We start from the raw sequence: 25,854 nt of genomic DNA, 5'->3' as shown, positions 1-25,854 counted from the left end.
GAGATTTATCGGGGGCATAAATATTAATTAATTGACAGTGAACACAAAATGCTATAGTATGTACCTAAATTTAAAATTGTTGACCAGAAAACTGGAGGCAAGTTTTTATACAGTACGCAGCTGTGTATTTAATTTGTTATCCGGTTTTTTTATTTTATTATGTATTTTTGGGAGGTAAAAAATGTCATATAGTAATATAAAAGCTAAAAAAGTACTCCTGCTGGGGCTGGATGGAGCAGATGCACTGCAGGTAAAAAAATATGTAGCAGAAGGAAAGCTGCCGAATTTTAAGAAGGTAATATCCCGGGGTGTCACGACAAAAGATTATTCCATGAGAAGTGTCCTGCCGGCAATCACTCCTCCAAACTGGGCATCTCTGGCTACTGGAGCATTTCCCAATACTCATGGTATAACTTGTTTTTGGAATCATACACTTGGGAATCCGCTTGATAAGCTGGATTATGGTTTTAATTCTGAGCTGTTAAAGGCAGAAACCATATGGGAAGCTTATGCCCGTTCAGGCAAAAAAAGCATATTGTTTAATTATCCCACTGCATGGCCGCCAAAGACTAAAAATGATATATATGTAGATGGGACAAGTATATATACAAATTTAAGGGGATATGTGGATTATGAAAAAGTATATAACTGTATTGAAGGTGATTTTCCAATAAAAGAAATACCCCATGTATTGGACAATACAGGTACCGACTGCAGAGTTGAGGGGGAGGTTTCATCTATAAAAGCTGACATAAGCAAGTCGGAGTACGATGGATATGGATATACTGAACCTGACATTGTGACTTCTGAAGAGACCGGTGAATCCTCTGCAGACGTTCCAAATGCGGATCAGATAACAACTCCCATTAGATGGGCTTCTGGATGGAAAAATGCACCTGATGGAGCAAAGGAAGTTGTGCTTCCTGTAAACAGCGGCATGGCCAGAAGATATGGACTTATAGTAGCAGGGGACGGTAAAAATTATAATAAGGTAAAGATATATAGGAGAAAAAAAGATGAAAATCCAATTGGAGAGGCAAAAGCAGGTGAATGGAGCAATTGGATCTATGACAATTACAGAATAGATGGCAAAAGTACCAAAGTAGCTTATAAAATAAGAATAATCAACCTGGAAAGCGATGGAAGCAAGCTGAAATTTTATTATTCCTTTGTACTGGATTTATACAGTGGAAAATATTTCTACCCGGACAAGATAGGAGGGGAAATATATGATAAAGTAGGACCCATGCTTCAACCCACCAATTATGACAGATTGAACAAGACCGCCGATGAAATTATGTTTGAATCCATTACAGAGATGTATGACTGGCATGTAAAAGCTATTAATTATCTGCTTGATAATAAAGAATGGGATCTTTTTTATGTTCATATGCATGGAATTGACATGTACAATCATTTTTATCTGGATTATACATTTGAGGAGACTTCGAAAGAATACGAAAGATATAGGGATTTAATATACAGAATATATGAATTGAGTGACAAATTTATAGGAGAAATGCTGAAGAGACTTGACGGGCAAACAACCATATTTATTGTTTCCGATCACGGTGGTGTGGGAAAAAATCCTAAAACAGAATTTCCTCTAATAGGGGATATGTGGGGAATCAATACAGGTGTAATGGGAGAGCTTGGATATACTAAATTAAAAGAGGTGGATGGAAAACTGCAGATAGATTGGCAGCATACCACTGCGATTTCCCAAAGAGCTACATTTATATATATAAATTTAAAGGGAAGGGATCCTGAAGGAATTGTTGATCCTAAAGATTATGACAAATTGGTAGAAAAAATAATAGATGATCTGTACAATTACAGGGATCCTAAAACCGGAAGAAGAGTCATAAGCTTTGCATTGAACAGAAAAGATATGGAGGTCCTTGGACTGGGTGGTGAAAATTCTGGAGATATATTTTATATACTGGAGCCTGAATTTACCAGATGTCATGGAAATGGATTGAGTAACCACGAACTTTTGGGACATTCCATGAAAGCATTGTTTGCTGCAGTAGGAGCCGGGATAAAAAGTGGAGAAATCATTGATAGAAATGTGGGAGTAGTGGATATAGTTCCAACTATAAGCTATCTGGCAGGGATTCCCGTGCCTAAAAATGCAGAAGGTGGAATAATATATCAGGCCCTGGAGGAGTGATTCATTTTATGGATAAGAGTTCTATTTTGAGCATTGACGAGAAAAATTTCGACAGTTTCACCTTTGACAGCGATACTCCGGCAATAGTATTTTTTAACGCAGATAGATGCGGTGCCTGTAAAATGCTGCATCCAATTTTGGAGAAAATGGCAGAGGAGTATTCTGACAGGTTAAATATTTATTCAGTTGATGTGGATAAACATGAGTTATTGGTTCAGAGGTTTAGATTAAGCGGTATACCCACTATTTTAATATTTAAAGATGGGGAGGCAGCAAGAAAAATTACAGGCTTCCGCAGTAAAGAGGTTCTAGATAAAATAATAATTCATTATTTAAGGAATGATTTTTATGTTAAAGAAAATATCAAAAAACAATTTTACCATACAAAAATATAAATATAGAATTATTTCCATAACATCAGTTGTTGTGGCATTTCTGGTATGGTATACAGGCAGTAAGCTGAATTTGTTCAATCCTGTGTTTTTACCATCACCAGGGGATGTCTGGTCGGTATTTATTCAAATACTGGGAGAAGGCTATAAAGGTCATTCCTTATTTTTTCATATATTTTCGAGTATGAAAAGATTGTTTACAGCACTGTTTTTTGCTTTTATAACGGCGGTACCATTGGGGCTTGCGGCAGGCGGCTCAAGGCTTCTGATGGCCATATTGGATCCTTTTATTGAGTTTTACAGGCCGCTTCCGCCTCTTGCCTATTATACACTTTTGGTGTTGTGGTTTGGAATAACTGATGTTTCAAAAATAATACTGCTTTTTTTGAGCGGATTTGCCCCATTGTTTATCAATACGGTATTCAGTGTTAAAAAGATACCCCGGGACAGAATAAACGGCTGCAAGTCCCTTGGGGCATCTAAATTCAAATTGTTTATTTATGTGATATTTCCATCTTGTCTGCCGGATATATTGACGGGCTTCAGGACGGCGGTGGGAGTATCCTATGCTACCCTGGTAGCAGCTGAAATGGTTGCTGCAGTTTCTGGAATCGGGTGGATGGTGCTGGATGCAAGTAAATTTTTAAGGAATGATGTTGTCTATATGGGAATTGTAATTATGGGCCTGATTGCCATATTTATTGATGCCTGCATTAGACTTGCACTTAGAAAGGTTTCACCCTGGGTTGGGGAAGAGGAGGAGAAATGATGAAAACAAAGAAATATTTTAAAATTGTATTTATGTTGTTAATTGCGGTGATTTTGACTTTTGCAGCAGGATGTCAGGGAGGTGGTGATCAGAGCAGCAATAAAACAAGCTCTTCAGCCGGACAAAACAAGCCCAAAGAAATACGTATTGGATATATGACATCTCCAAATGGAGAGCTTCTTGCAAAGGCCACGGGAGCTGTGGAGAAAAAATTTCCCGGGACAAAAATCTCATGGATAAAATTTGATGCAGGCCGTGATATAATTACAGCTATGGCAAGTGGATCATTGGAGCTGGCAACTATAGGTACACCCCCTGCAGCAACGGGAATAGCAAATAAACTTCCATATTATATATACTATCTGGATGATATTATAGGTGACAGTGAAGCACTTGTAGTAAAAAAGGATTCGGGAATAAATTCCATTGACGATATAAAGGGAAAGAAAATAGCTACTACTTTCAGTTCAACTTCACATTTTAGTTTGCTGGGTGCCTTAAAGCTGAATAATATTAAAGAGTCGCAGCTTACACTTCTTGACATGCAGATGCCTGATATACTGGCTGCATGGCAGAGGGGTGATATTCAGGGAGCATATGTGTGGGAAACCACCAAATCAAAACTTCTGGCTGATGGCGGTAAAGTCATTGTAAGCTCGGGAGACCTGGCTAAAAAGGGAATTATCACAGGTGAGCTTGGCATTGTAAGCAAAAGCTTTGCAGATAAATATCCTGATGTCATGAAACAGTATATTTCTGTTTTAAATGATTCTGTACATGAATACAAGGAGCAGCCGGAAAAATCTGCCGCAGCCCTTTCAAAGGAGCTTGGATTGTCGGAGCAGGATACTCTTAAATCCATGAAAGAAATAATTGTTCTGGATTCCAAAGATCAGACGGATCCAAAGTATTTTGGAACCTCAAGCAAGCCAGGTAACTTTGGAAAATTGTTAAAGAGCACAGGCGATTATCTGCTGACACAAAAGGCAATAAAATCTTCACCGGAATTGTCCGTATATCAGAAGGCTATATTGACTAAATTATATGATAAATAAATGGAGGGAGTATGGTTATGATACAGCCAGCACGTATGCCTTTATTTTTAAAGCAGGAAGGTACTGAATCAAATATAATTCTGAAAAATATAAGTCTAACCTATAATCAGTCGGGAAAAGATATCCGTGCTCTTGAAAATGTAAATCTTCAGCTGTATAGTAATGATTTTGTATGTGTACTTGGACCTTCGGGATGCGGAAAATCTTCTCTTCTAAATATTATTGCAGGATATTTGACGCCCTCTGAAGGAACTGTTTTTATAGATGGCAGTCCGCATACAAATCCGGATCCACAGGTGGGTGTGGTATTCCAACAGCCTAATTTGCTCCCCTGGCTAAATATAGAAAAGAATGTGGAGTTTGGATTGAAGATGAAGGGAATGACTAAAGGCAGAAGAGTCGAAATAGCTTCTCATTATTTGGAACTAGTGAGTTTGAAGGATTATGCCAAATTGTATCCCCACCAGCTTTCCGGAGGCATGAAACAGAGGGCTGCCATTGCAAGGACACTGGCAGCCAATCCCAAAATAATACTTTTGGATGAGCCCTTTAGTGCTCTTGATGCTCTTACCCGTGAAAAAATGCAGAAACATCTCTATTTTATATGGCAGCAGACTCAAAAATGCCTGTTTTTTATTACTCACGATGTAGATGAGGCACTTTTACTTGGAGACAGAATTATTGTTATGCATTCTAATCCGGGAAGAATAGTCAGGGAATATAAAAACCCTGTGGCAAGGCCTAAAGAAGGGGATTTTAGATCTATTAGATTACAAAAAGAGTTTTTTGAAATGAGGGAATATTTAATAGATCAGATACAGGAAGATGACGAAAAAGATGAATAGGATGGCATTGAAAAAAATTGGTGAAAAGGATTTTGATAGATTCACTTTTGAAAATGATATACCCTCACTGGTACTTTTTGGGGCCCGCAGATGTAAGGTGTGCAGGGAACAAATACCAATTGTGGAGCAGGTAGCTTATGAATACAGGGGCAGGATTGAAGCATACTGGGTGGATGTGGATAAACATGAGGAGTTGTTTTACAGGTTCAGGCTGCAGGGAATACCCAACATAGTTATATTTAATGATGAAGAAATTGTAAAGAAAATTCGTGGATTGAATTCAAAAGAAGGTTTAATTGAAATAGTAAATGGTATTTTGACCTGATTCGGATAAATTTGTAAACAGTAATGCTGCATGATATAATTGCCTAAAGTGCAGGTATTCTAAGGAGGAAAATTATATTATGCGTCTAGATCAGCTTTACTATATAGTGGAAGTTGCCCAATTTAAATCCATTTCAATGGCTGCTGAAAGGAACTATATGTCACAGCCTGCAATTAGTTCATCTATCTCAAAGCTGGAGCTTGAATTGGGAGTTACACTTTTTAAGAGGACTAATAAGGGAATGGTACCTACAGAGATAGGTAAAAGTGTGATAGAAAAAGCAGCAGGCATTATAGATAAGGTAGAAGAAATAAAAAATATTACCAGAAATAATGCCATGAAACTTACTGGAGATATAAGCATTGCAGTTGAACCTAGCTTTTGTAATACAATAATGGTAAATATACTCACCACATTTAAATATAAACATCCCAAAATAAATTTGATGGTAAAGGTGGGAGAGTCAAATGACATACTTCATGATTTACTTTCAGGAAGAGCGGATATAAGTATTAACTTGAAAACAGAACAATATGTAAAATCTAGTGATATTATCATAAAGAAACTTTTCAAAGATAATCTCATGGTGATTGCAGGCAAGAATTCTACAATTGGAGATAAAGAGACAATTTCTATAGAAGAAGCATTAAATCAGCCTGTGGCACTTTATAATACCGGATATGAGACGAAATGCGGCATTTCACAAACATTACACAAATATGGGAATCTAAAGGTGGCCTATAGATTTGATAATTTAAATGTAATAGAAAAAGTTGTAGGTAATGGTACGTGCATATCTTTTGTGCCCAAAATGATGATTAATTATTACAAAGGTTCTGATTCAATAAATACGATTCTTATAAATAATGCAAGCCTGGAAATAGAAGTCATAATGGTAATTAACAAGAGACACAGAATTTCCAATATTGAAAAAGATTTGATAAATACAATTAAATCACTGTGCCAAAGATGTGAATTTAGTGATTAGATGAATATATAATCATTTGTAGATTTCAGTATTTGGCTAAAAATAATATAAACCTGAGCTTGCCTATGACAAACTCAGGTTTAATCTTCTATAAAATATTAAACAGCTTTATCTAATGCGTTTTGAACTGCCTCGATGAGTCCTCTGCTGCTGTAGGTGGCTCCGGATACAGTGTCAACTGAACTTGACTGGGCTGAAATTATTTCATTAGGTATGGTGCCTTCAGCGTATTGATAGAATCTTGGAGTATCATCTGTTGATATTGTTTTTATATCAGTGATTTTGCCGCCGCTTACAGTTACGGAGACTTTTGTTGTACCGCCGTGAAATCCTGTGCCGGTTCCAATATAGGTGCCGTCTTTGTACTTAGCTTTTTGTGAAGTATTTGAATTTACGGCAGTTTGACTATTGCTGTTTGACGTTTTGTTTTTACTGCTGGAGACTACATTATTTGCGGAAGCTAAGCCTTTCTGTGTTAAGATTGAACCTCCCAAATTGGTTAAACCGTATATGCCTGTGAAGACGACAATGGCAAAAGAACTTGCCATTGCTGGGTTCACATCTTCACCCAGTATGCTTGCACGGGGATTTCTCCTGGGGCATGTTTCTATACATTTTAGGCAGCTTATGCATTCGCCTCCCCTGACACTGTTCATGCTGTAGAGCTTTAAGCCCATTGAACAATTATCTGTGCATATTCTGCATTTGCCGCATTTGTTACCGGGTTTGTTTATTTTAAATATGCCCATTCTGGATATCAGGGAAAATACGGCGCCCAGGGGACACAGATATCTGCAGAAAAATCTTTCAATAAAAATATTTCCCAGGGTTATTAAAACCAAAAGTATAAATCCAACGGTTAAAGACGACAGTACAGTGGACCAATCACTTATCTGTGCAAAGGCATCCCAGGGACTTGAACCGTCTAAAATAGTGTTTCCACCTTTAAATAGGAGGATCAGGATGATAGATAAAATTATATATTTCACATATTTCAATATAGAATCAAGCTGTTCACTTATTTTAAAGTCAATTTTAAAGATCTTTTTTGATATTATATGAACCCAGTCATTGAAAGTACCGAAAGCACAGAGCCACCCACAGAAAAATCTTCCTATTAAAACGGTGAGGACAGCTGTTATTATAAATTCCATTAATCCTGGAAAAGCCTGAATAAAATTAAAATTACCGCTGGCAATCATCTGTAAAATTGATTTTAGTTCACTAAAGGCCAGTATGTACATACCAGGAAGCAGAAAAAACAAAATCAGCTGTATAATGTGTCTGGAAATTTGTATTTTTTTAATCTTTTTTGTCATATTAGCAGATCCCTTCTTGCTTATAATTTTTGATATATTTAAATTCGTTGTCAGTCAGCTTGAAATTTTCAACAATACCTGATGTAATATACACTTTTTTTGCACTGGTAATCAATATTGCATCTATGCCCGGCAGGGATTCTATTAAATCCATGGATTTATGTACATCCATAATATAGATGCCTGTGGATAATCCGTCGCCGTCAATGGAATTGCCGGATATAATACTAGCACTTACAATGCTGCTCTCTGAAGGATATCCTGTTTTAGGATCCAGTATGTGATGGAATTTTTTGCCGCTATTCATAAAATACCTTTCATAATTGCCGGATGTGACTATGGATTTATCTTTAACATTTATTATTCCGATGTATTCTCCACGGTGTTTAAAGGGGTTCTGAATGCCTATGCTCCATAAATCGCCGTTGCATTTGCGACCCAGGGCAAAGATATTTCCGCCCAGATCGATTAAGGCACTTTTAACGTGATGTTTGGACAACAGGCCTTTAACTGTATCTGCTGCAAATCCCTTGGCTATACCTCCCACATCGATTGACTGATTTTTATATTTCAATTTGATGGATCTGGTACCTTCATCTAAAATTATGTCCTTATAGTTGACCAGACTTAATTTTTTATCTATTTCATCTTTTTGCGGAATTCTTTCACGTTCAGTACCTATATTCCATAGAGATGTTAAAGGACCTATAGTGGGATCAAAAGATCCGCCTAACAGCCTGGCATATTCTACAGCTTTTTTTATTACAAAATAGGTATCGCTGCTGATGATTTGAGGAGATAACCCGGCATTTCTATTTATTTTTGATATTTCACTGTAGTCCTTGAATACAGACATTTTGTCATCAATATCCATGAGTTTTTCCAATGCTTTTTCTGCTAATTGCTCGGATCTGTTTCCAAATATCTGTATATGCACTATGGTTCCCAGAACATAACTGTTTTTTACTATAGAAGTTTTTTTATTGTGAATTATGAATGCATAAATAATCACTGATATAAGTGTAGTGATTGTTATAACAATATTTACTATGTTTTGAAACAATTATATCACCTGCAAAATTTAAATTATTCTTTTTTAGTATAGATTTATAATAAAAAACAAACCTTAATATTACGTTAAGATTTGTTGAGAAATTTCTTATAAAAATGTTAATTAATTTTAAATGGAATATTTCAGGGGAGCTTTTTTTCAAGAGTTAAAAAATTGTATTCAATGTTGTTATCACAGTGTTTTTCATATTCAATTACCCTGTAATCTGCCTTGTTGAATTTTGGAAAGTATGTATCTCCACTTTCAGAAGACATTATTTCAGTTAAATACAGCCTGCTGCAGTGAGGAAGCATTCTGCTGTAGATTTTTTCTCCGCCTATTATGAATACCTCTTCAGGACAAGCTTTGTATTTCAAGATGTCCTCAATGTCATGTACAACCACAATTCTACTGTCCGAAATGAAATAATTTCTATTTCTTGTTATTACAATATGTTTTCTATCAGGCAGTATTTTAGGAAGTGACTCGAAAGTTTTTCTCCCCATTATGATAGTTTTTTCCAGAGTTATTTTTTTAAATCTTTTTAGATCCTCTGGTATGTGCCATATCAGTTTGTTGTTTTTTCCTATTACGTAATTTTTATTGATAGCTGCAATTAAACTTATCACAGGGGAGCTCACTTCCTTGTCTGTACTTATTCAGAATGTATTTACTGTATTATAGCATAATATGTGGATGAAATGTTATTTAAGGCTGTTATATATCATTTCTAAATTGGACTTCATGCTTTGAATATAATTTTTGTTATCTTCTTTACTTTCAATTGTATATATTTTTTCTACCTTTGCTCCTACTTCTTTGGCTAGTGTATTGGAAACCTTGGGACTTACCATGTCCTCTACGAATATGGTTTTTATATTATTCTGTTTGCAGTAATTCACAAGCTCTGCCAATTTTTGTGGTGAAGGTTCTCCTTCTGCAAATACACCTTCCACGCTGTTTTGTTTTAACCCATAATCCCTGCAGAGATATGCAAAAGCAGCATGACCGGTTACAAAATTTTTATTTTTAACAGTTGAAAATTTTGTTTTGTATTCACTGTAGAGATCCTCTAGCTGTTTTGAAAAGCTCTTGTAGTTTTTTTCATAAAAATCTTTATTTGAAGGATCCGCTTTAACTAAAGCATCTTTTATGTTCTTTGATTGGATCTCAGCGTTTTTTAAACTTATCCATGCATGGGGATCATATTGACCGTGCTCCTTTATCTCGTCTGCATCTGTATTTTTAATTGGAGTTATACCTTTTGAGGCATCAACTGCAATTAAATTTTTATTATTTGCTGAATTTATGACCTTGTCTTTCCATGATTCCATTCCAAGTCCGCTGTATATGAATACATTGGCACTGCTAAGGGTTTTAAGATCCTTTGCAGTTGGTTCGAAGTCATGAGGCTCTGTGCCATTTGGAATTATGGTTGTAATATCTATCTTATCTTTTCCGATGGCTGAGGCAAATTCCCTCATGGCGTTGAAAGATACCACTACTTTTGGCTTCGATTGACTTTTATTATCGGTGTTTGTCCCACTTGAACTACTGCATCCTGAAAAAACAAACATAATACTGCTGAGAATAGCAGCTATTATAAATAACTTATTTTTTTTAAACATTTCATGACCTCCTTAAAATATGTAAATGCATATGAATTGCATTTACACATTTACTATAATGGAGTATTGAATTATTGTCAAGAAATAAAATGTAATTAAATTATATACTCCATATGCTGGTTTATGTCAATAGGCAAAAATTTTACTGAAAACTTCGAAATATATGGCTGTTATATTTTTAAAATACTTGAATATTATTTAATAAACATTAAATTGTACGAGGAGTGATAAAATTGTTTAAAACACGTAAATGCTTTTTACTTTTTATAGTATTATTTATGATTCCTGTTATTCTATTTTGTACTATTTCAGTAAGAGCAGAAGGAAGTGAAAGTGATAGTAATACTGCCGAAAGCATAATAAAGGGCAAAGTTATAAATGTAATATCTTCCAATGATGCAGATAAAGAGGATAAAAATGTTATGGAAAAGCAACAAAAATTGAAGGTAGAGATCACAGAGGGAAAGCACGATGGTGAAAAAGTTGAAATAACACATACTATTCAGCCATCCAAACCGGATAATATAGAATTTAAAACAGGTGATGAATTGTTTCTGTCGATAAGCGAAGACAATAGTGGGAAAATAAACGAAGCAAGTGTATATCAGGTAGTTAGGCAGAATCAATTACTTCACCTGCTTATATTTTTTATGATATCTATTATTTTAATAGGTGGAATAAGAGGTTTTAAGTCCCTGATAACTTTAACAATAACCTGTTTGATAATTGTAAAAGTATTTTTACCGCTGATTTTACAAGGATATAATCCTATTGTTGTCTCAACAGCTGTTTGTATTGCTATAACAATAATAAGCCTGATTATAGTGAGCGGATTTAATAGGAAAAGTGCAGCTGCAATTTTGGGAACAAGCAGTGGAGTCATTATAGCAGGTATTATAGCATATGTTTATATTAACTCTGCAAGGGTATCGGGAGTTGGAACGGAAGATGCCCAGCTGCTTATGGATTCTCTTTTAAAGGGCACTTTGAATTTTAAGGGAATTTTGTTTGGATCAATACTTATAGGTACATTGGGTGCGGTAATGGATATAAGTATGTCTATAGCTTCAACTATGAATGAGTTAAGAGAAAATAATCCCAGGATTTCAAACGGAAATATTATAAAAGCAGGAATGAGTGTGGGAAGGGACACTATAGGAACAATGACAACTACTTTAGTACTGGCCTATATAAGTGGCACTGTGTTTCTGGTATTGGGATATATGGTGAGTAAAAGCAGCTTTATAGATATAATAAACCAGGATATGATTGCCTCGGATGTAATAAAGACTTTTGCGAGTAGTATAGGGCTTATATTTACGATTCCCATCACTGTCTTTGCATATTGGATTTTGGATAAGAGATGATAATGGATTCATAGTGAATTTCAGTTGTGAAGGGAGGGAAAAACTGCTTTTTGATTAAAGCAGTAAATATATTGTGAATTATAAAAAATTTAGCAGAAAAGATAAGCCTAGATTTGAAATGCTCAATTTGATTATAAGCCTGGTATTTGTAATTGTATTGCCCTATTTGGTTGAGGCAAATAATAATCAAAATAACAATATTAGAGGAAACATGTTATATGTTCAAATACTGAATTATGCGATGCCTGCAGTTAAAGCCACCTGTTTTGATGAAGAAGATATGGCAGAAAATAATTTTTCGCTGAAAAATTTAGTTTTAGAGCCTTTTAATATAAGTTATAAAAATCCACTTAGTATACTGGGAAGGGAAGTGGCCTTTTTAGGGGGTGGTATATCGGATGGCAGCGTGAATGAGTTTAAGCTTGATGATAAACAGATAGCTAAAACAGACGATGACAAAAATTTGAGCAGGGGAGATAATAGTTCCGCTGAAAGTACAGATGTGTTTGATCCAAGTCTGAAGAGAAAGATGAACAGCAAAAAGCCGGATATACTTATTTATCATACCCATACTACGGAAAGCTATAAACCAGGAGATGCAAATAGTTCTGATGATACTAAAAATGTCTGTGCCGTAGGGCAGCAGCTGGTTACAGAGCTCAACAAATACGGCATTTCTGCAATAAATGATACCACTGTCCACGATGCACAGGGATATAATCAAAGTTATGCAAGATCTTCGGTAACCTTGGGAAAATACTTAAAAAAATATGGAGATTTCAAGCTCATAATAGATATGCACAGGGATTATGCTGAAGATAAAAATTCAGTGACTGTAAAATTAAATGGAGAAAATGTATCCAAGTTTATGCTGGTTATGACGAAAAAAAATCCTCATTTTGACAAGAATATGAAACTGGCAAATCAGATAATAGATCTTTCAAACAAGCTGTATCCGGGTCTTTCTAGGGGGGTTAATTTGTATTATAATTATGGAACAAGGTATTTTAACCAGGGCATGAGCAACAATGCAATACTTATGGAGATAGGGTCCCAGATAAATACTACGGATGAATCCAAAGCCTCTACCAAGTATATAGCGAGGATAATTGCGCAGATCATCAAATAGCTGAAGATTGAAAGTTAGGGGAAAACTTTGATAATAAAATTTTCCCCCAGGTTTTTAACTAGACTTGTAGTTTATCATATTATTTACCAATTGATGGGGACTATTTGAAATCAATAGAGATTTGAGGCTTAAGTCATTTATGAAACCTTCTCTGCATGAATTTTTAAGCATGTCTAAAAGAGGATCAAAAAAATGTTCTATATTCAGTAATCCTATAGGTTTTTTATGAATTTTGAGCCTGGCCCAGCTTATGGTATCAAATAATTCCTCATAGGTGCCGAGCCCCCCTGGGAGAGCAATAAATCCATCACAAAGATCTGACATTCTTTCTTTCCTTTCGCTCATGTTTTTAACATATATGAGTTTAGTCAATTTGTGATTAGGAGGCTCGTTTAAAAGAAGTATTTCAGGAATAACACCAGTAACTTTACCACCATTTTTTAAAACTTCATTTGAGATTTGCCCCATAAGACCTGAATTGGAACCTCCATATATAAGCTGTATTTGATTTTTTGCCAATTCTTTTCCAAGTAATCGTGCACTTTTACTGTATTCTTTACGTGTACCTGAATTTGAACCGCAATACACACATATACTTTTCATGCTATCAATCCTCCTGTAATCAGTTATTCCATATTGCACTTTATTATATTATATAGAAAAAAAGTATGATTGATAATTATATATTGAGTACGGGATGATTATCTGGTATATAATTAATTTGAAATGGATGAAAAATATTATTTGATTTTGGGGGAATTTAAAATGAAGGATGATTTGAAGAAATATATCGAAGTAGCCAAGGAGCTTGGAGCATATGATGCCAAAATAATTGATACAGATACCATAGAAACAGCTGCATGGACAATAATGAAGTGTAAATTTGGATGCGGCAATTATAACAGAAGCAATTGTTGTCCGCCTAAAGCTCCTTCTTATAAGGAGACACAGCAGATAATTGATTGTTATGACAAGGCTATTCTCATACAGTGCAAGATGGATTTGGCTTCCACTACTAAAATTGCAGTGGAAATTGAAAAAAATATTTTTTTATCAGGTTATTATAAGGCATTTGGTTTTGGAGCAGGCCCTTGTAAGCTGTGCGAAGAATGTGATATGGGAAATTGCAGGCATCCAGGTGAAGCAAGGCCATCTATGGAGGCCTGTGGTATAGATGTATTTGCTACGATAAAGGCAAATGGATTTCCTATAGGTGTATTAAAGAATAAAGAAAGAAAAGATCAGCTCAATTGTTATGGACTAGTTCTTATTGAATAATATGTACTGAAATCGTGAATATGTGCAACTATATTATTTTTTAGAAGATCAAGGAAGTGCTGTAAAGATACTTTTAAAGTAGTTTTTCAGCACTTCCTTCAAATATTTAAGATTGACTATTTACCAGGGTTTATAAACATCTGAACCCAATAGGGAGTTCCATTTTTATCTTTGGCAACTCCAACTCCAATTTCTGTAAAATTAGAATTTAATATATTTGCTCTGTGGCCTGCAGAGTTCATCCAGGCATTCATTACTTCAGAAGGAGTTTTCTGGCCATATGCTATATTTTCACCTGCTGCTGTGTAACTTATACCAAATTTTTTCATCATGTCAAAAGGCGATCCGTAAGTAGGTGAATTGTGGCTGAAATAGTTTTTGTCAATCATATCTTGGGCTTTCACTGCTGCCACTTTGGATAATTCGGTATTGGCTTTAAGTGGAGCTAGTCCATTTTTGCTTCTTTCTGCATTGACTAATTTTATAACTTCATTTGCTTCAGTGCTTATATTAGAAGATTGTCCACTATTTTGTACCGGTTTTGCAGATGAAGTATTTTGATTTGTGTTGGCAGAAGCCTTATTGGAATTTGTCTGCACCTTGGTAGTACAAGTGTTTTTATTCCCAATTGACTTTTCTGAAGTAAAAATTTTCAAATTACTGAGCTGAGGATAATTAGCTAGTACATTTTTTGACAGAGCCTGTTGATTTACTGAATTAGGACATGTACTTTCAGCTGCTTTTGCTACAGCAGGTGTAATAGCTGGTATAGTTCCAGCAATAACCATTGCTGCGATTATCGATTTGACTTTTTTATTCATAAAATGAACCCCCAAAAATTTTGACTTGAAAAAATTATATTGATTTCATATTTGAAAATTTCAATATAATTTCAATTTAAGTTTTTAATATATTAAAAAACTTATTTTAGAGTATAAATAATAAATATGAATATTGTGTCAATGTTTTGTAAATACAATAAAAACATTTCAAATAATTGTAAAAACATTTTGGTAATAAAGGTTCATATTTGAATATGAGTATAAATTTAGATGTAAATCAGTCATTTTTGTGCTCGGCATAAAATCTATTGTAGCTTTTGAGCTCTTTTTTTAAAAGATTTGGTGTATCAAGTTTATATGGGCAATGATCCTTACAATGGCCACATTCTATGCAGTTATTTATTAGATCCATTTTTCCCTTGAATTCATCTTTCATGAAATCTTTGTAGGGAGCTCTTTTTAGGAAGAGAGATATCCTGGCACATGTGGGGATCTCAATTCCTGCAGGACATGGGAGACAGTATCCGCATCCCCGGCAGAAGTCTCCAGCTAGTTCCAAACGATCTTTCTTGATGATGGACCACATGGATTCGTCCAGTACCGGTGGATTTTTTTCAAGGGCAATGAATTCATCTAGTTCGGATTCCCTCTGTATGCCCCATATAGGTACTACATTATTGAACTGCCTTAAAAATGCAAATGTAGATGCAGCATTGGTTATAAGTCCTCCTGAAAGAGCTTTCATAGCAATGACGCCGATATCTCTTTTTTTACATTCACTTATGAGTTTTAAATCATCATCTGAGGACAGAGAACTCAATGGAAACTGAATGGTATCGTACAGTTCTGAATCCGCAGCTTTTAAGGCATTGCCTATTTTATGATTTGTGATTCCTAAAAATCTGGTCATGCCGCGTTTTTTAGCTTCCAGAAGACCAGCATAAAGTCCTTCGGGATCATCAGGATCAGGTAATTCATCAGGGTTATGCAGCTGAATGATGTCCACGTAATCTGTCTTTAAATTTTTCAGACTTGTTTCTAAATGCTTTAGCAGGGTTTTTTTATCTTTTGCATGACTCTTTGTAGATATTATGATATTTTTTCGTACATCAGAAAGTGAGTAGCCTATTTTTTCCTCACTATCTGAATACATTCTTGCAGTGTCGAAAAAGTTTATTCCATTGTCATAGGCTTTACGCAAAATTTTTTTAGCATCTTCAAAGGAAACCCTCTGTATGGGCAGTGCTCCAAAGCCGCTTCTTGTTACCATCAAATTTGTTTTTCCCAATCTTATTTTATCCATAAAAACACCTCCAAATATATTTATTATAGCTTAAGATCAGCAGATTGTAATTATTAATGTATAATGTATTTAATATTTTGACTTTATGTATTATAATTGTTAAATTGGATAAAAAACCGCACATGTGCAATATTTTAAAAGTATGTAGGAGGGACAAGATGGAATACACATTGATTGCCACATCCACATTTGGACTGGAATCTGTAGTTGCCGGGGAGCTAAAAACTCTTGGATATGAGGATTTGAAAATTGAAAATGGAAGAGTTATTTTTCAAGGAGATGAGATTGATATAGTCACCTGTAATCTATGGCTTAGAACTGCAGAAAGGGTTCTTATAAGAATGGCGGAATTTAAAGCGGAGAGCTTTGAAGAACTTTTTCAGGGTGCACTTTCCGTGAATTGGGGGAGCTTAATGCCAGAGGATGCATTTATGCATGTGACAGGAAAATCTATAAAATCAAAGCTGCACAGTATACCTGACTGTCAGTCCATAGTTAAAAGAGCTGTAGTTGAATCCATGAAAAATAAATATGGAATAGAAAGATTTGAGGAAACTGGGGCTGAGTATAGGATAGAAGTTGGCATTTTAAAGGATATGGTTACCTTGACTGTGGACACTTCCGGTGAGGGGCTGCATAAAAGGGGATACAGAAAAAATTCAGGAGAAGCACCTATCAAGGAGACTTTGGCGGCAGCTATGGTGCTGCTTAGTAGGTGGAATCCCAGCAGGATATTGGCAGATCCCATGTGTGGCTCCGGAACTATTGCAATTGAGGCAGCATTAATTGGAAAAAACATAGCTCCAGGATTAAATAGAAATTTTGTTTCAGAACAATGGGATATAATTCCGCAGCATATATGGAGGGATTTAAGAGAATTTGCAGTAAATTCTATAAACGGTAGGGAGTTCAAAATTTTGGCATCGGATATAGATGGAAGAGTGATTAGAACTGCCATGGGAAATGCCAAAAAAGCAGGAGTGCAGGACTACATAACATTTCAAAAAATACCGGTACAGAAGTTCAGCTCAAAGAAGAGCTGTGGATTTATAATAAGCAATCCGCCTTACGGGGAAAGACTAGGGGAGCTTAAAGAAGTAGAAAAACTTTATCAGGATATGGGGAGAGTATTTTCAAGACTTAAAGGTTGGAATTATTTTATAATAACTGCTCACGAAAAATTTGAGAAACATTTTGGAAAAAAATCTGACAAGAACAGAAAACTTTATAATGGTAGGTTAAAATGCTATTATTATCAGTATTTTAATTTTGAATGAGGGAAGCTGATGGAATTATTTTAACTTCCCCGGTTCATTATTCAGTTATGGCGAGAAGTTTGATTTTAACATGCAGGATTAGTTTGCTATTAGATTTTCATCTAATGCATCGATGTATTTATGTAGTATCCTTTTAAGGTCTAATATATCTTTCATCTCATAGTATCCTGACTTTTTATAAATATAATTTATGGCACTTATAGCTCCAGATGCAAAAGCTTTTCTGGAAAAGGATTCATGACTTATTTTTATCTGATCATCATCACCAACTATGAGTACCTCATGTTTCCCTATCACACCTCCGGCTCTTACACCGTTGACAGGAATATCTTTATTGAATACTCCAGATGATTGAAGTCCATGTTCTATTTCTTTAGAAAGTTTTATGGCAGTTCCTGATGGAATATCTTTTTTGGTTTTATGGTGAAGTTCCAGAACTTGAAAATCATAGTTATTTAATATGGATGCTGCAATATTAGACAATAACATAACCACATTAACACCTAAAGTAATATTGGGAGCATAAACTATACCGTTATCGAATTTGTAAGTCATATTTTTAAGCTTGTCAATACTTTCTTCAGAAAATCCTGTTGTCCCTATGACCATATTTACTTTCATTTTAGACAGTGCTAAAGCGTTTTTCATTGTTGCTGAAGGGGTTGAAAAATCTACAACTACATCAGGTTTGCTTTCGAAGATTGAAGCTTCCAGCTTATCTGAAGTTGAAATTTTTACGTTGGTTCTATCATTTTTTAATAGATCTCCTAATTTCATCCCTTCTTTTCTACTATTAGGGCTGCAAATTGCGCATACGATTTCCATATTGTCCTGTTCTAGGATTTGATTTGCTATATGTTTTCCTGTCCTGCCAATACCTATTAATGCTACTTTGATCATATAAATTACCTCCTTGACTAATATTATCTTCACTTTTTTACCGGTATTATTATAATGTAGAAACTTTTACATTAATATAAACAACTTTATTATATCATACAAGTTGTTTGTTGTCATTATTATCAAATATATCCTTTACTTGAAAATTAGATTATTCTAAAGTTCAGGTGAAGAAAAGCATTCCTTATCGGTAAACTCCATCTGAACCTAAGAATCACTTTATCAAATTTTGTTCTTTTAAGAATTCATGAGCAACGGTCTCCGGCTTCTGTCCCAGGCTATCCACTTTATAATTTAATTCCATCATGGTTTTGTCATCTATTTTTCCGCCTAATCTGTTTAAAATCTCCTTAAGTTCGGGATGCTTTTCTAAGGTTTCTTCTCTGATTACAGGGGCGGCATAATAGGGTGGAAATACTTTTTTGTCATCAGTTAAAACTTTTAAATTAAATTGTTTAAGCAGTCCATCTGTGGAAAAGGCATCAATTACATCAGCTTTTTTTTGATTTAATGCAGTGTATCTGAGTCCTCCATCTACACTGTTGATTTCTTTGAAATTGATACCATATACATTTTGAAGAGGTTTTAAAGTATCTGCTCTTCCTGAAGTGAACTCCATAGTACAGCTCAATCTTAAGTTGTTACTTATTTTTGCAAGGTCGGATATAGTGTTTAAATTGTATTTATTGGAGGTATCCTGAGATACTGCCAGTGCGTAGGTGTTATTAAATCCAATTGGATTTAGCCATTTTATCTTAAAGTTTTTACTGTAATAATCTTTTACGGTATTGTATGCTTTGTCGGGATCATTTATTAGACTGTGTTTCATTATATCCATGAGTCCAGTACCTGTATATTCAATACTTACATCTACGTTTCCGGATTTCATTGCACCCATCACTACATTTGTTCCTCCCAGATTAGGCCTGTAATCTACTTTAATGTTACTGTTTTTTTCAATAAGTTCCCCAACCATGTCTACTAATATGATCTGTTCAGTGAAGTTTTTCCCGCCAACAACTATCTTATTTTTTGTATTATTATAATAGAATGCGGATGCTGATATTATTAAAATGCAGAGTACAATTGCTGCAGCTCTCTTATATTTTAGTGGCACTTTCCTCTTTTTCCTTTTAGCTGTTGACTTTTCTGTTGCTGATTTTTCAATTTTGCCAATAATAAAATCAATTGCTAGTGCTAGTATACATGCGGGTATTGCTCCTGCAAGTATCATGTAGTTATTGACGCTTTGAACTCCCGTAAATACCATATATCCAAGTCCACCTGCACCTACAAATGCAGCTATGGTCATAAGTCCAACTGCGGTAACTGCAGATATCCTTATACCTGCCATTATTACTGGAAGCGCAAGGGGAAGTTTTACAATTTTCAGTATTTGTGATTCAGTCATACCCATTCCCTCGGCAGCTTCTAGTATATTGGGATTTATACCTGACAGTCCGGTATAAGTATTTTTTATAATGGGAAGAAGTGAATATAAAATTACCATTACAATGGCAGGTTTGCTTCCAATGCCTATGACGGGAATTAGAAATCCCAGTAATGCCAAACTTGGAATTGCCTGTATTACATTTGCAATACCTATTACAAGGGAAGACAGTCTTTTGTCTTTTTCTATAAGTATTCCCAAAGGTACACCTATTAATATAGCTATAACCACCGATAACAAAGTCAACTCGATATGCTGGAGAAAAAGGTTTAATATATCGCCTGTCCTGCCTGCAATGAAATTATAAAAACCTATAATCGAATTCATTAAATCTCCTCCTCTGCATCTAAAAATTGAGCACTTAATACTGTTATGAGGCTGCTTCTGGTAATAAGTCCTGCTAATGCACCCTTTTTGGTTAAAACAGGTACATATCCTATGTTATTGTCACTTATTTCCTGAAGTACATCCACTATGCTGTCTTCTTCATATACTGTAAATATATTTTTCTCCATTATATTTTTTAATTTCAATGTTTTGTCCATACCTTTTCGTATATCTTTTAGGGTTACAATTCCAATGAGAGTTAGATTTTTATCCACTATCATAAGGCTGTCTACATTGTTTGTTCTCATTATTTCTACTGCTTGTACTATAGTTCTTTCCGCATTGGTTACTACAGGGTTGGTTATCATTATGTCTTTTGCCTTTATAAATTCTGGTTTATTCCAAATTCTATTTTTGCCTATAAATTCTTCTACAAAACCATGGGAGGGGTTTTTCAATATTTTTTCGGGAGTATCAAATTGGAGTATATTTCCATCTTTCATTATACATATTTTATTTCCCAGTTTTATTGCTTCATCCATGTCGTGGGTTACGAATACTATGGTCTTTTTTAATTCCTGCTGGAGGTTAAATAGCTCATCCTGAAGCTGGCTTTTGCTTATAGGATCAAGTGCACTAAAAGGCTCATCCATAAGTACTATATCTGGATTCATGGCAAATGCTCTAGCTACACCTATTCTCTGTTGTTGTCCTCCACTTAATTCATTTGGATATCTGTTTAAAAATTCGCCTGGATTCATTCCTATCATTTCCAGAAGTTCTTCAGTTCTGTCTTCTATCTTTTTTTCAGGCCATTTTTGAAGCCTTGGTATCAATGTTATATTCTCCTGTATGGTCATATGGGGAAAAAGGCCGACTTGTTGGATTACGTACCCAATTTTTCTTCTAAGCTCTATACTGTTCTCTTCTTTGATATTTTTATTATTTACAAAAATATCACCGGAAGTTGGTTTTATAAGCTTATTTATCATTTTGAGTGTAGTTGTCTTTCCACAGCCGCTGGGGCCGATGAGTACTACTAGTTCTCCTTTATGAATTTTTAAATTTATGTTGTTCAATACTACTTTACCCTTAAAAGATTTAGTTATATTTTTAAATTCTATCATAACGGGTGTCCTCCATTTCATTTAGCCAATTTTTGACATTAATGTAGCGCAAATTGACAAAGTAACAATTTAATAATAGCATAAAAGTTGTTACTTGTCATTAATAGTTTATTTATTCATATTCTGTATAAGTAAATTTTTAGATTGTATTTACATGATAAGAATAATAATCTATACTATTTATTGATTTAATGAAATATATTAAGGGGAGGTTTATTTTAGGTAATTATATCTAAAAAAAATTTAAAATGTCAGTAGAATCAGAATGTGTGGTAAAACCTATATATCAAAAAATAGCTATAGACATAGCAAATAGAATAATAATTGGAGATTTCTCAGTAGGGGATAAGCTTCATGGGAGATCATCTCTTTCAAGTCATTATAATGTTTCACCTGAAACTATCAGGAGGGCCATTATTCTTTTAAATGATATGGATATAGTTGAGGTGATAAAAGGCAGTGGAATTATTATAAAATCTGTAGATAATTGTTTGAAATTCATAGAAAAATTTAGAGATATAGATTTTCTAAATTTATCAAAAAAAGAAATATTGGATTTATTTGTGGAGAAAAGTAAATTGGAGAAAAAAATTAAGGAAAAGATAGATGAATTTACGGATTACTCTAATAGATTTATTAATTCTAATCCCTTCATACCCTTTGAGTTCAAAGTATATAAAGGACTTAAAGTTATTGGTAAAACTATATCTGAGAGCAAATTTTGGCAAAATACAAGTGCTACCATAATAGGTATTAGAAGAGGAAAAAATTTGATTATTTCTCCAGGACCCTGTGCTGTATTTCAGGAAGGTGATATTTTATTGGCTATAGGTGAAGAAAGCAGTTATTATAAAATTAAAAAATTTCTCTATGGAGACAAATAAATAGATGATTGAAATTAAAGCAGGATAAGGTACAGTATTTTAATGTGATTTTAATCTCAATAATATATAATCTCAATATAAGTATTATTATAACTGATGTTTGAGGTGATTTTTTGAAAAACTATAAGATACTCATAATTGAAGATGAAAAAAAGATGTCCATGTTTATGCAAATGGAACTTAATCATGAAGGTTATGCTACTGATGCTGAATACAATGGAAGAGAAGGACTGAAGAAGATACAGAGAGGTAATTATGATCTAGTGCTTTTGGATGTAATGCTTCCGGGGTTAAATGGAATGGAGGTTTGCAGAAGAGTGAGGCAGTTTTCCAGGATCCCAATTATAATGATAACTGCTAAGGATGATGTGATGGATAAAGTAATGGGACTGGATATAGGGGCAAATGATTATATTACAAAACCCTTTGCTATAGAAGAACTTCTGGCCAGGATACGTGTCATAAGAAGAAATAATGATAAAAAATCAGAAGATTATAAATATGAAGTGGATGATCTTGTAATGAATACTAAAACTCACGAAGTCACAAGAAATGGAAAGCATATTGAACTTACAAAAAAAGAATATGATCTTTTAGAGATTCTTTTAGTCAACAAAAATGTAGTCCTAACAAGAGATCAGTTGATAGAAAAAATCTGGGGCTATGATTATTTCAATGACACAAATGTAGTCAGTGTATTTATAAGGTACCTTAGAAGTAAAATTGATGATGGATTTGAGAATAAGTTAATCACAACTATAAGAGGAGTTGGATATGCGATAAAGGGAGAATAGACTATGAACTTGTGTATTATAAAAAATGCAAAGATATCTGTCAAATTAACTGGAATATTTGCTTTGATGTTTTCAGTGATGCTTGCAGTATCCAATGCCTATATATTACATGGAGTAGAGCACTATATGTATATGCAGACAGCTAAACGTCTGGAAGATGTAAATCAAATAATACTTGACAGATTAAAACTGAAACAGCTCTCAAGTAGTGAATTATTTTCTGATATATTGCCTAATGAAAATATATTTATAAAGATAATGGATAAAAATGGGAAAATAATAAATGTATCAGATAAGTTTGACTATCATTTAAAGATTTCTGAACCCTATGGGAAAATAAAACATGTAGAAAAACATGAAAAGCATCTTACCTATTTGAATACAAAAATATTAGATAAGAATTATGGGATTTTGTATATGCAGATAATTAAAGATATGGACAATGAATATGATTTTTTGAAAATATTGTTTTTCTTCATGGCCGCGGCAGATCTATTCGGAATAGCCTTATCCATCTTGTTAGGGTATATAATAAGTAAAAAAATGCTGAATCCAATTGACAATATCACAAAAACTGCCGATGAAATAAGCATTAACAATTTAAAAGAAAGAATAAATATACAGGGGCCTAACGATGAACTTAAAAGGCTGGCAACCACACTGAATAACATGATTGATAGACTTCAAACATCTTTTAGCAAACAGACACAATTTGTTTCGGATGCATCTCATGAACTCAGAACACCTATAGCAATAATTCAGGGATATGCTAATCTTTTAGACAGATGGGGAAAAAATGACAGAGAAGCTCTTGATAAATCTATTGAAGCCATTAAATCTGAATCACATAGCATGGGAGAATTGGTAGAAAAATTGCTCTTTTTAGCCCGTAATGATAATAAGTCGCAGAAGGTAGAAAAAAATGTTTTCTATCTCAATGAATTGATAGATGAGGTTACTGAAGAGACTAGAATGATAGATAAAAAACATATAATATCAAATATCAATAATGAAAATGTACAGGCTATTGCAGATTATAAACTTATAAAGCAATTAATTAGGATAATTGTAGACAACAGTATAAAATTTACCAAGGAGCATGGGAAAATAGATATAAGTTCCGTTAAGTTTGGCAAATATATCAACATATCAATAAGTGACACGGGTATAGGAATTCCAGAAAATGAAATTCCCAAAATATTTGACAGGTTTTATTGCGTAGATAAATCCAGATCCAAGGATATTGGCGGAAGCGGGTTAGGGCTGTCTATAGCCAAGCAAATTGTGGATGTCTACAATGGAACTGTGGATATTAAAAGCACGGTGGGAAAAGGTACCAGAATAACTGTGAGTCTGGATATTATAGAGAATTAATCTTTTTTTAATCCTTTTTTAATTTTAGATGCGTAACATAGTGGTATCAAAATAGGAAGGTGATTAAAAAAATGAAAGAAATAGTAAACAGTCCCTCTAGATTTATAGTTGAACTAGAACCAATTAATTAAATCTGTCATACAATCTTGTTATAATTTCTGTAGAGATAAATGATACTATGGGAACTGTAAAGATTATTGTCATGCTCCCTGTGAGCCCCTGGATGATTTCAAGGCTTACCATGTCCATGTTGATGAGCTGGTTATAGCTTAAATTGTAGGAATAAATTATTATAAGCATACTTAGGGAAGCTCCGGCAAAAGCCAGAATGAGAGTATTTGCCATGGTTCCCATCATGTCTTTTCCGACATTCAATCCTGAGTTAAACAATTCTCTTCTGCTGATCTTAGGATTTGATATATATATTTCCTGTATGGAAGATGCTATGGATATGCTGATGTCCATTACAGCTCCCAGGGAGGCTATTAGAATTCCTGCAGTTAGAAGACCATACACCTTCATGCCGGATACATTTGAGATCATGTTGAGACTTTCCACCTGTGTCAGATTCAGGCCTGTCAAATGGGCAAAGTATCCGAAAATAACTTCAATTATCCCTGCAATTATAACTCCCGACATTGTTCCAAGTATGGCAGACAGTGTCTTGGTACTTCTGCCGTTTAGCAGGAAAAGAGAAACACAGGTGGTTATGACTATTATGAGGATTGCGGATAAAACCGGTGAGTATCCTCTGTAAAGCATGGGAATGAACAGAAATATAACACAGCATAGAGTAAAAATAAGTCCCAGTACTGACCTGAATCCTTTTTTCCCGCCTACTATGCACAGCAGGGCAAAAAATATAAAGATAAATGCATATTGTACAGGAGCTCTGTAATAGTTATATACTGTTATGCTGTATGATCCACTTCCAGAAGTAGCTATGTCCACTATAACCTTCATATTTTGTTTCAAATATACATTGTGGGTGTCGCTTAAATAATTTGTAACATTTTTAATTTCACCTTTATGTTCTCCCGAGAGAATTTTTAATTTTACCTGCTGGCTGCCAAAATATATGTTTTTGGATTCGTTGAATTGTTTTAGAGAATTATTTTTTATTTCCAGCACTTGGGCTTTTTCATATTTTACATTGGCCTTACCCTTTTGAATGTTATAAGTTACAGGATGGCTTACATTGAAGTTATATAAAAAAGCGCCAAATAGAAATGTGGCTGTTATAAAAAGCAATATCTTAGATATTCTTGAAGAATTTCTCATGCCTGCCCCTCCATAAGTTTTTAGTCATTCACTTAT

The 25,854-nt window shown here is 34.4% G+C and carries 25 protein-coding genes; 14 read left to right on the top strand and 11 right to left on the bottom strand.

The genetic code is table 11. The features are described 5' to 3' along the window. The first annotated feature begins 181 nt into the window (after positions 1-181). The 7 genes from LN736_RS14685 to LN736_RS14655 all read left to right on the top strand — a co-directional run bounded on the left by LN736_RS14685 (position 182) and on the right by LN736_RS14655 (position 6,547). Positions 182-2,173, top strand: a complete 1,992-nt coding sequence (locus LN736_RS14685; protein WP_229981831.1) for an alkaline phosphatase family protein — start codon at positions 182-184, stop codon at positions 2,171-2,173. 8 nt (positions 2,174-2,181) lie between these two features. Further along, positions 2,182-2,568 (top strand): thioredoxin family protein, encoded by a 387-nt coding sequence (locus tag LN736_RS14680; protein WP_229981830.1) that lies wholly within the window; start codon positions 2,182-2,184, stop codon positions 2,566-2,568. Further along, positions 2,522-3,334, top strand: coding sequence for an ABC transporter permease subunit (locus tag LN736_RS14675; protein ID WP_229981829.1), 813 nt, complete (start codon positions 2,522-2,524; stop codon positions 3,332-3,334). Before LN736_RS14680 ends, LN736_RS14675 begins: the two co-directional genes overlap by 47 nt. After that, the gene (locus LN736_RS14670) at positions 3,334-4,389 is read left to right on the top strand and encodes a taurine ABC transporter substrate-binding protein (protein ID WP_229981828.1); all 1,056 of its coding nucleotides are present in this window, start codon (positions 3,334-3,336) and stop codon (positions 4,387-4,389) included. The genes LN736_RS14675 and LN736_RS14670 overlap by 1 nt, the downstream gene beginning before the upstream one ends. A 17-nt stretch (positions 4,390-4,406) precedes the next feature. Next, complete coding sequence (locus LN736_RS14665) at positions 4,407-5,234, top strand: ABC transporter ATP-binding protein (RefSeq protein WP_229981827.1); 828 nt, start codon at positions 4,407-4,409, stop codon at positions 5,232-5,234. Next, on the top strand, positions 5,227-5,559 hold the full coding sequence (locus LN736_RS14660; protein WP_229981826.1) for a thioredoxin family protein: 333 nt from the start codon (positions 5,227-5,229) through the stop codon (positions 5,557-5,559). Before LN736_RS14665 ends, LN736_RS14660 begins: the two co-directional genes overlap by 8 nt. Before the next feature lie 79 nt (positions 5,560-5,638). Continuing rightward, entirely contained in the window at positions 5,639-6,547 is a 909-nt protein-coding gene (locus LN736_RS14655) for a LysR family transcriptional regulator (RefSeq protein ID WP_229981825.1), read from the top strand. A gap of 98 nt (positions 6,548-6,645) precedes the next feature. Here LN736_RS14655 and LN736_RS14650 read toward each other — a convergent pair whose 3' ends face one another. The 4 genes from LN736_RS14650 to LN736_RS14635 all read right to left on the bottom strand — a co-directional run bounded on the left by LN736_RS14650 (position 6,646) and on the right by LN736_RS14635 (position 10,545). Next, positions 6,646-7,866 carry a 4Fe-4S binding protein gene (locus LN736_RS14650; protein ID WP_229981824.1) on the bottom strand — a complete coding sequence of 407 codons (1,221 nt, stop codon included), beginning with the start codon at positions 7,864-7,866 and terminating at the stop codon, positions 6,646-6,648. Between the two features lies 1 nt (position 7,867). Beyond that, positions 7,868-8,929 carry an FAD:protein FMN transferase gene (locus tag LN736_RS14645; protein ID WP_268253912.1) on the bottom strand — a complete coding sequence of 354 codons (1,062 nt, stop codon included), beginning with the start codon at positions 8,927-8,929 and terminating at the stop codon, positions 7,868-7,870. 131 nt (positions 8,930-9,060) lie between these two features. Beyond that, positions 9,061-9,546 (bottom strand): dihydrofolate reductase, encoded by a 486-nt coding sequence (locus LN736_RS14640; protein WP_229981823.1) that lies wholly within the window; start codon positions 9,544-9,546, stop codon positions 9,061-9,063. Between the two features lie 75 nt (positions 9,547-9,621). Continuing rightward, positions 9,622-10,545 carry a metal ABC transporter substrate-binding protein gene (locus LN736_RS14635; protein WP_229981822.1) on the bottom strand — a complete coding sequence of 308 codons (924 nt, stop codon included), beginning with the start codon at positions 10,543-10,545 and terminating at the stop codon, positions 9,622-9,624. Between the two features lie 224 nt (positions 10,546-10,769). On the opposite strand from LN736_RS14635, the gene LN736_RS14630 reads away from it, so the two are divergent. Next, on the top strand, positions 10,770-11,912 hold the full coding sequence (locus LN736_RS14630) for a YibE/F family protein (protein ID WP_229981821.1): 1,143 nt from the start codon (positions 10,770-10,772) through the stop codon (positions 11,910-11,912). A 73-nt stretch (positions 11,913-11,985) separates the two neighbouring features. Further along, complete coding sequence (locus tag LN736_RS14625) at positions 11,986-13,041, top strand: stage II sporulation protein P (RefSeq protein WP_378062614.1); 1,056 nt, start codon at positions 11,986-11,988, stop codon at positions 13,039-13,041. Positions 13,042-13,095: 54 nt separating this feature from the next. On the opposite strand, the gene LN736_RS14620 is transcribed toward LN736_RS14625, so the two are convergent. Continuing rightward, positions 13,096-13,644, bottom strand: coding sequence for an LOG family protein (locus tag LN736_RS14620; RefSeq protein WP_229981820.1), 549 nt, complete (start codon positions 13,642-13,644; stop codon positions 13,096-13,098). Positions 13,645-13,806: 162 nt separating this feature from the next. On the opposite strand from LN736_RS14620, the gene LN736_RS14615 reads away from it, so the two are divergent. Beyond that, the gene (locus LN736_RS14615; RefSeq protein WP_179977472.1) at positions 13,807-14,319 is read left to right on the top strand and encodes a DUF2284 domain-containing protein; all 513 of its coding nucleotides are present in this window, start codon (positions 13,807-13,809) and stop codon (positions 14,317-14,319) included. Between the two features lie 116 nt (positions 14,320-14,435). Here LN736_RS14615 and LN736_RS14610 read toward each other — a convergent pair whose 3' ends face one another. After that, positions 14,436-15,140: a CAP domain-containing protein gene (locus tag LN736_RS14610; protein ID WP_150357881.1), complete on the bottom strand. Its 705-nt coding sequence runs from the start codon at positions 15,138-15,140 to the stop codon at positions 14,436-14,438. A gap of 238 nt (positions 15,141-15,378) precedes the next feature. Continuing rightward, positions 15,379-16,404: an aldo/keto reductase gene (locus LN736_RS14605; protein ID WP_179977470.1), complete on the bottom strand. Its 1,026-nt coding sequence runs from the start codon at positions 16,402-16,404 to the stop codon at positions 15,379-15,381. A gap of 158 nt (positions 16,405-16,562) precedes the next feature. Here LN736_RS14605 and LN736_RS14600 point away from each other — a divergent pair, with 158 nt between their 5' ends. Beyond that, entirely contained in the window at positions 16,563-17,681 is a 1,119-nt protein-coding gene (locus tag LN736_RS14600) for a THUMP domain-containing class I SAM-dependent RNA methyltransferase (RefSeq protein ID WP_229981819.1), read from the top strand. Positions 17,682-17,759: 78 nt separating this feature from the next. Here the strand turns inward: LN736_RS14600 and dapB are convergent, their stop codons facing one another. The 3 genes from dapB to LN736_RS14585 all read right to left on the bottom strand — a co-directional run bounded on the left by dapB (position 17,760) and on the right by LN736_RS14585 (position 21,485). Then, positions 17,760-18,581, bottom strand: a complete 822-nt coding sequence (gene dapB / locus LN736_RS14595) for a 4-hydroxy-tetrahydrodipicolinate reductase (protein WP_229981818.1) — start codon at positions 18,579-18,581, stop codon at positions 17,760-17,762. Positions 18,582-18,795: 214 nt separating this feature from the next. After that, positions 18,796-20,358 carry an ABC transporter permease/substrate-binding protein gene (locus LN736_RS14590; protein WP_179977468.1) on the bottom strand — a complete coding sequence of 521 codons (1,563 nt, stop codon included), beginning with the start codon at positions 20,356-20,358 and terminating at the stop codon, positions 18,796-18,798. After that, entirely contained in the window at positions 20,358-21,485 is a 1,128-nt protein-coding gene (locus tag LN736_RS14585; protein ID WP_150356657.1) for a betaine/proline/choline family ABC transporter ATP-binding protein, read from the bottom strand. The genes LN736_RS14590 and LN736_RS14585 overlap by 1 nt, the downstream gene beginning before the upstream one ends. A gap of 248 nt (positions 21,486-21,733) precedes the next feature. On the opposite strand from LN736_RS14585, the gene LN736_RS14580 reads away from it, so the two are divergent. From LN736_RS14580 to LN736_RS14570, 3 genes are all read left to right on the top strand, one after another. Continuing rightward, positions 21,734-22,369, top strand: coding sequence for a TrkA C-terminal domain-containing protein (locus LN736_RS14580; RefSeq protein ID WP_150356658.1), 636 nt, complete (start codon positions 21,734-21,736; stop codon positions 22,367-22,369). Between the two features lie 113 nt (positions 22,370-22,482). Then, entirely contained in the window at positions 22,483-23,163 is a 681-nt protein-coding gene (locus LN736_RS14575; protein ID WP_150356659.1) for a response regulator transcription factor, read from the top strand. Between the two features lie 3 nt (positions 23,164-23,166). Continuing rightward, positions 23,167-24,537, top strand: coding sequence for a sensor histidine kinase (locus LN736_RS14570; RefSeq protein ID WP_229981817.1), 1,371 nt, complete (start codon positions 23,167-23,169; stop codon positions 24,535-24,537). Positions 24,538-24,660: 123 nt separating this feature from the next. On the opposite strand, the gene LN736_RS14565 is transcribed toward LN736_RS14570, so the two are convergent. After that, a complete protein-coding gene (locus LN736_RS14565; RefSeq protein WP_229981816.1) occupies positions 24,661-25,818 on the bottom strand; it encodes a YibE/F family protein in 1,158 nt (385 codons plus the stop codon). Positions 25,819-25,854 lie beyond the last annotated feature (36 nt).

The sequence above is a fragment of the Clostridium aromativorans genome, from assembly GCF_020908015.1.
Lineage (GTDB): Bacteria > Bacillota > Clostridia > Clostridiales > Clostridiaceae > Clostridium_B > Clostridium_B aromativorans.
This window is presented reverse-complemented; position numbering and strand designations above follow the sequence as displayed.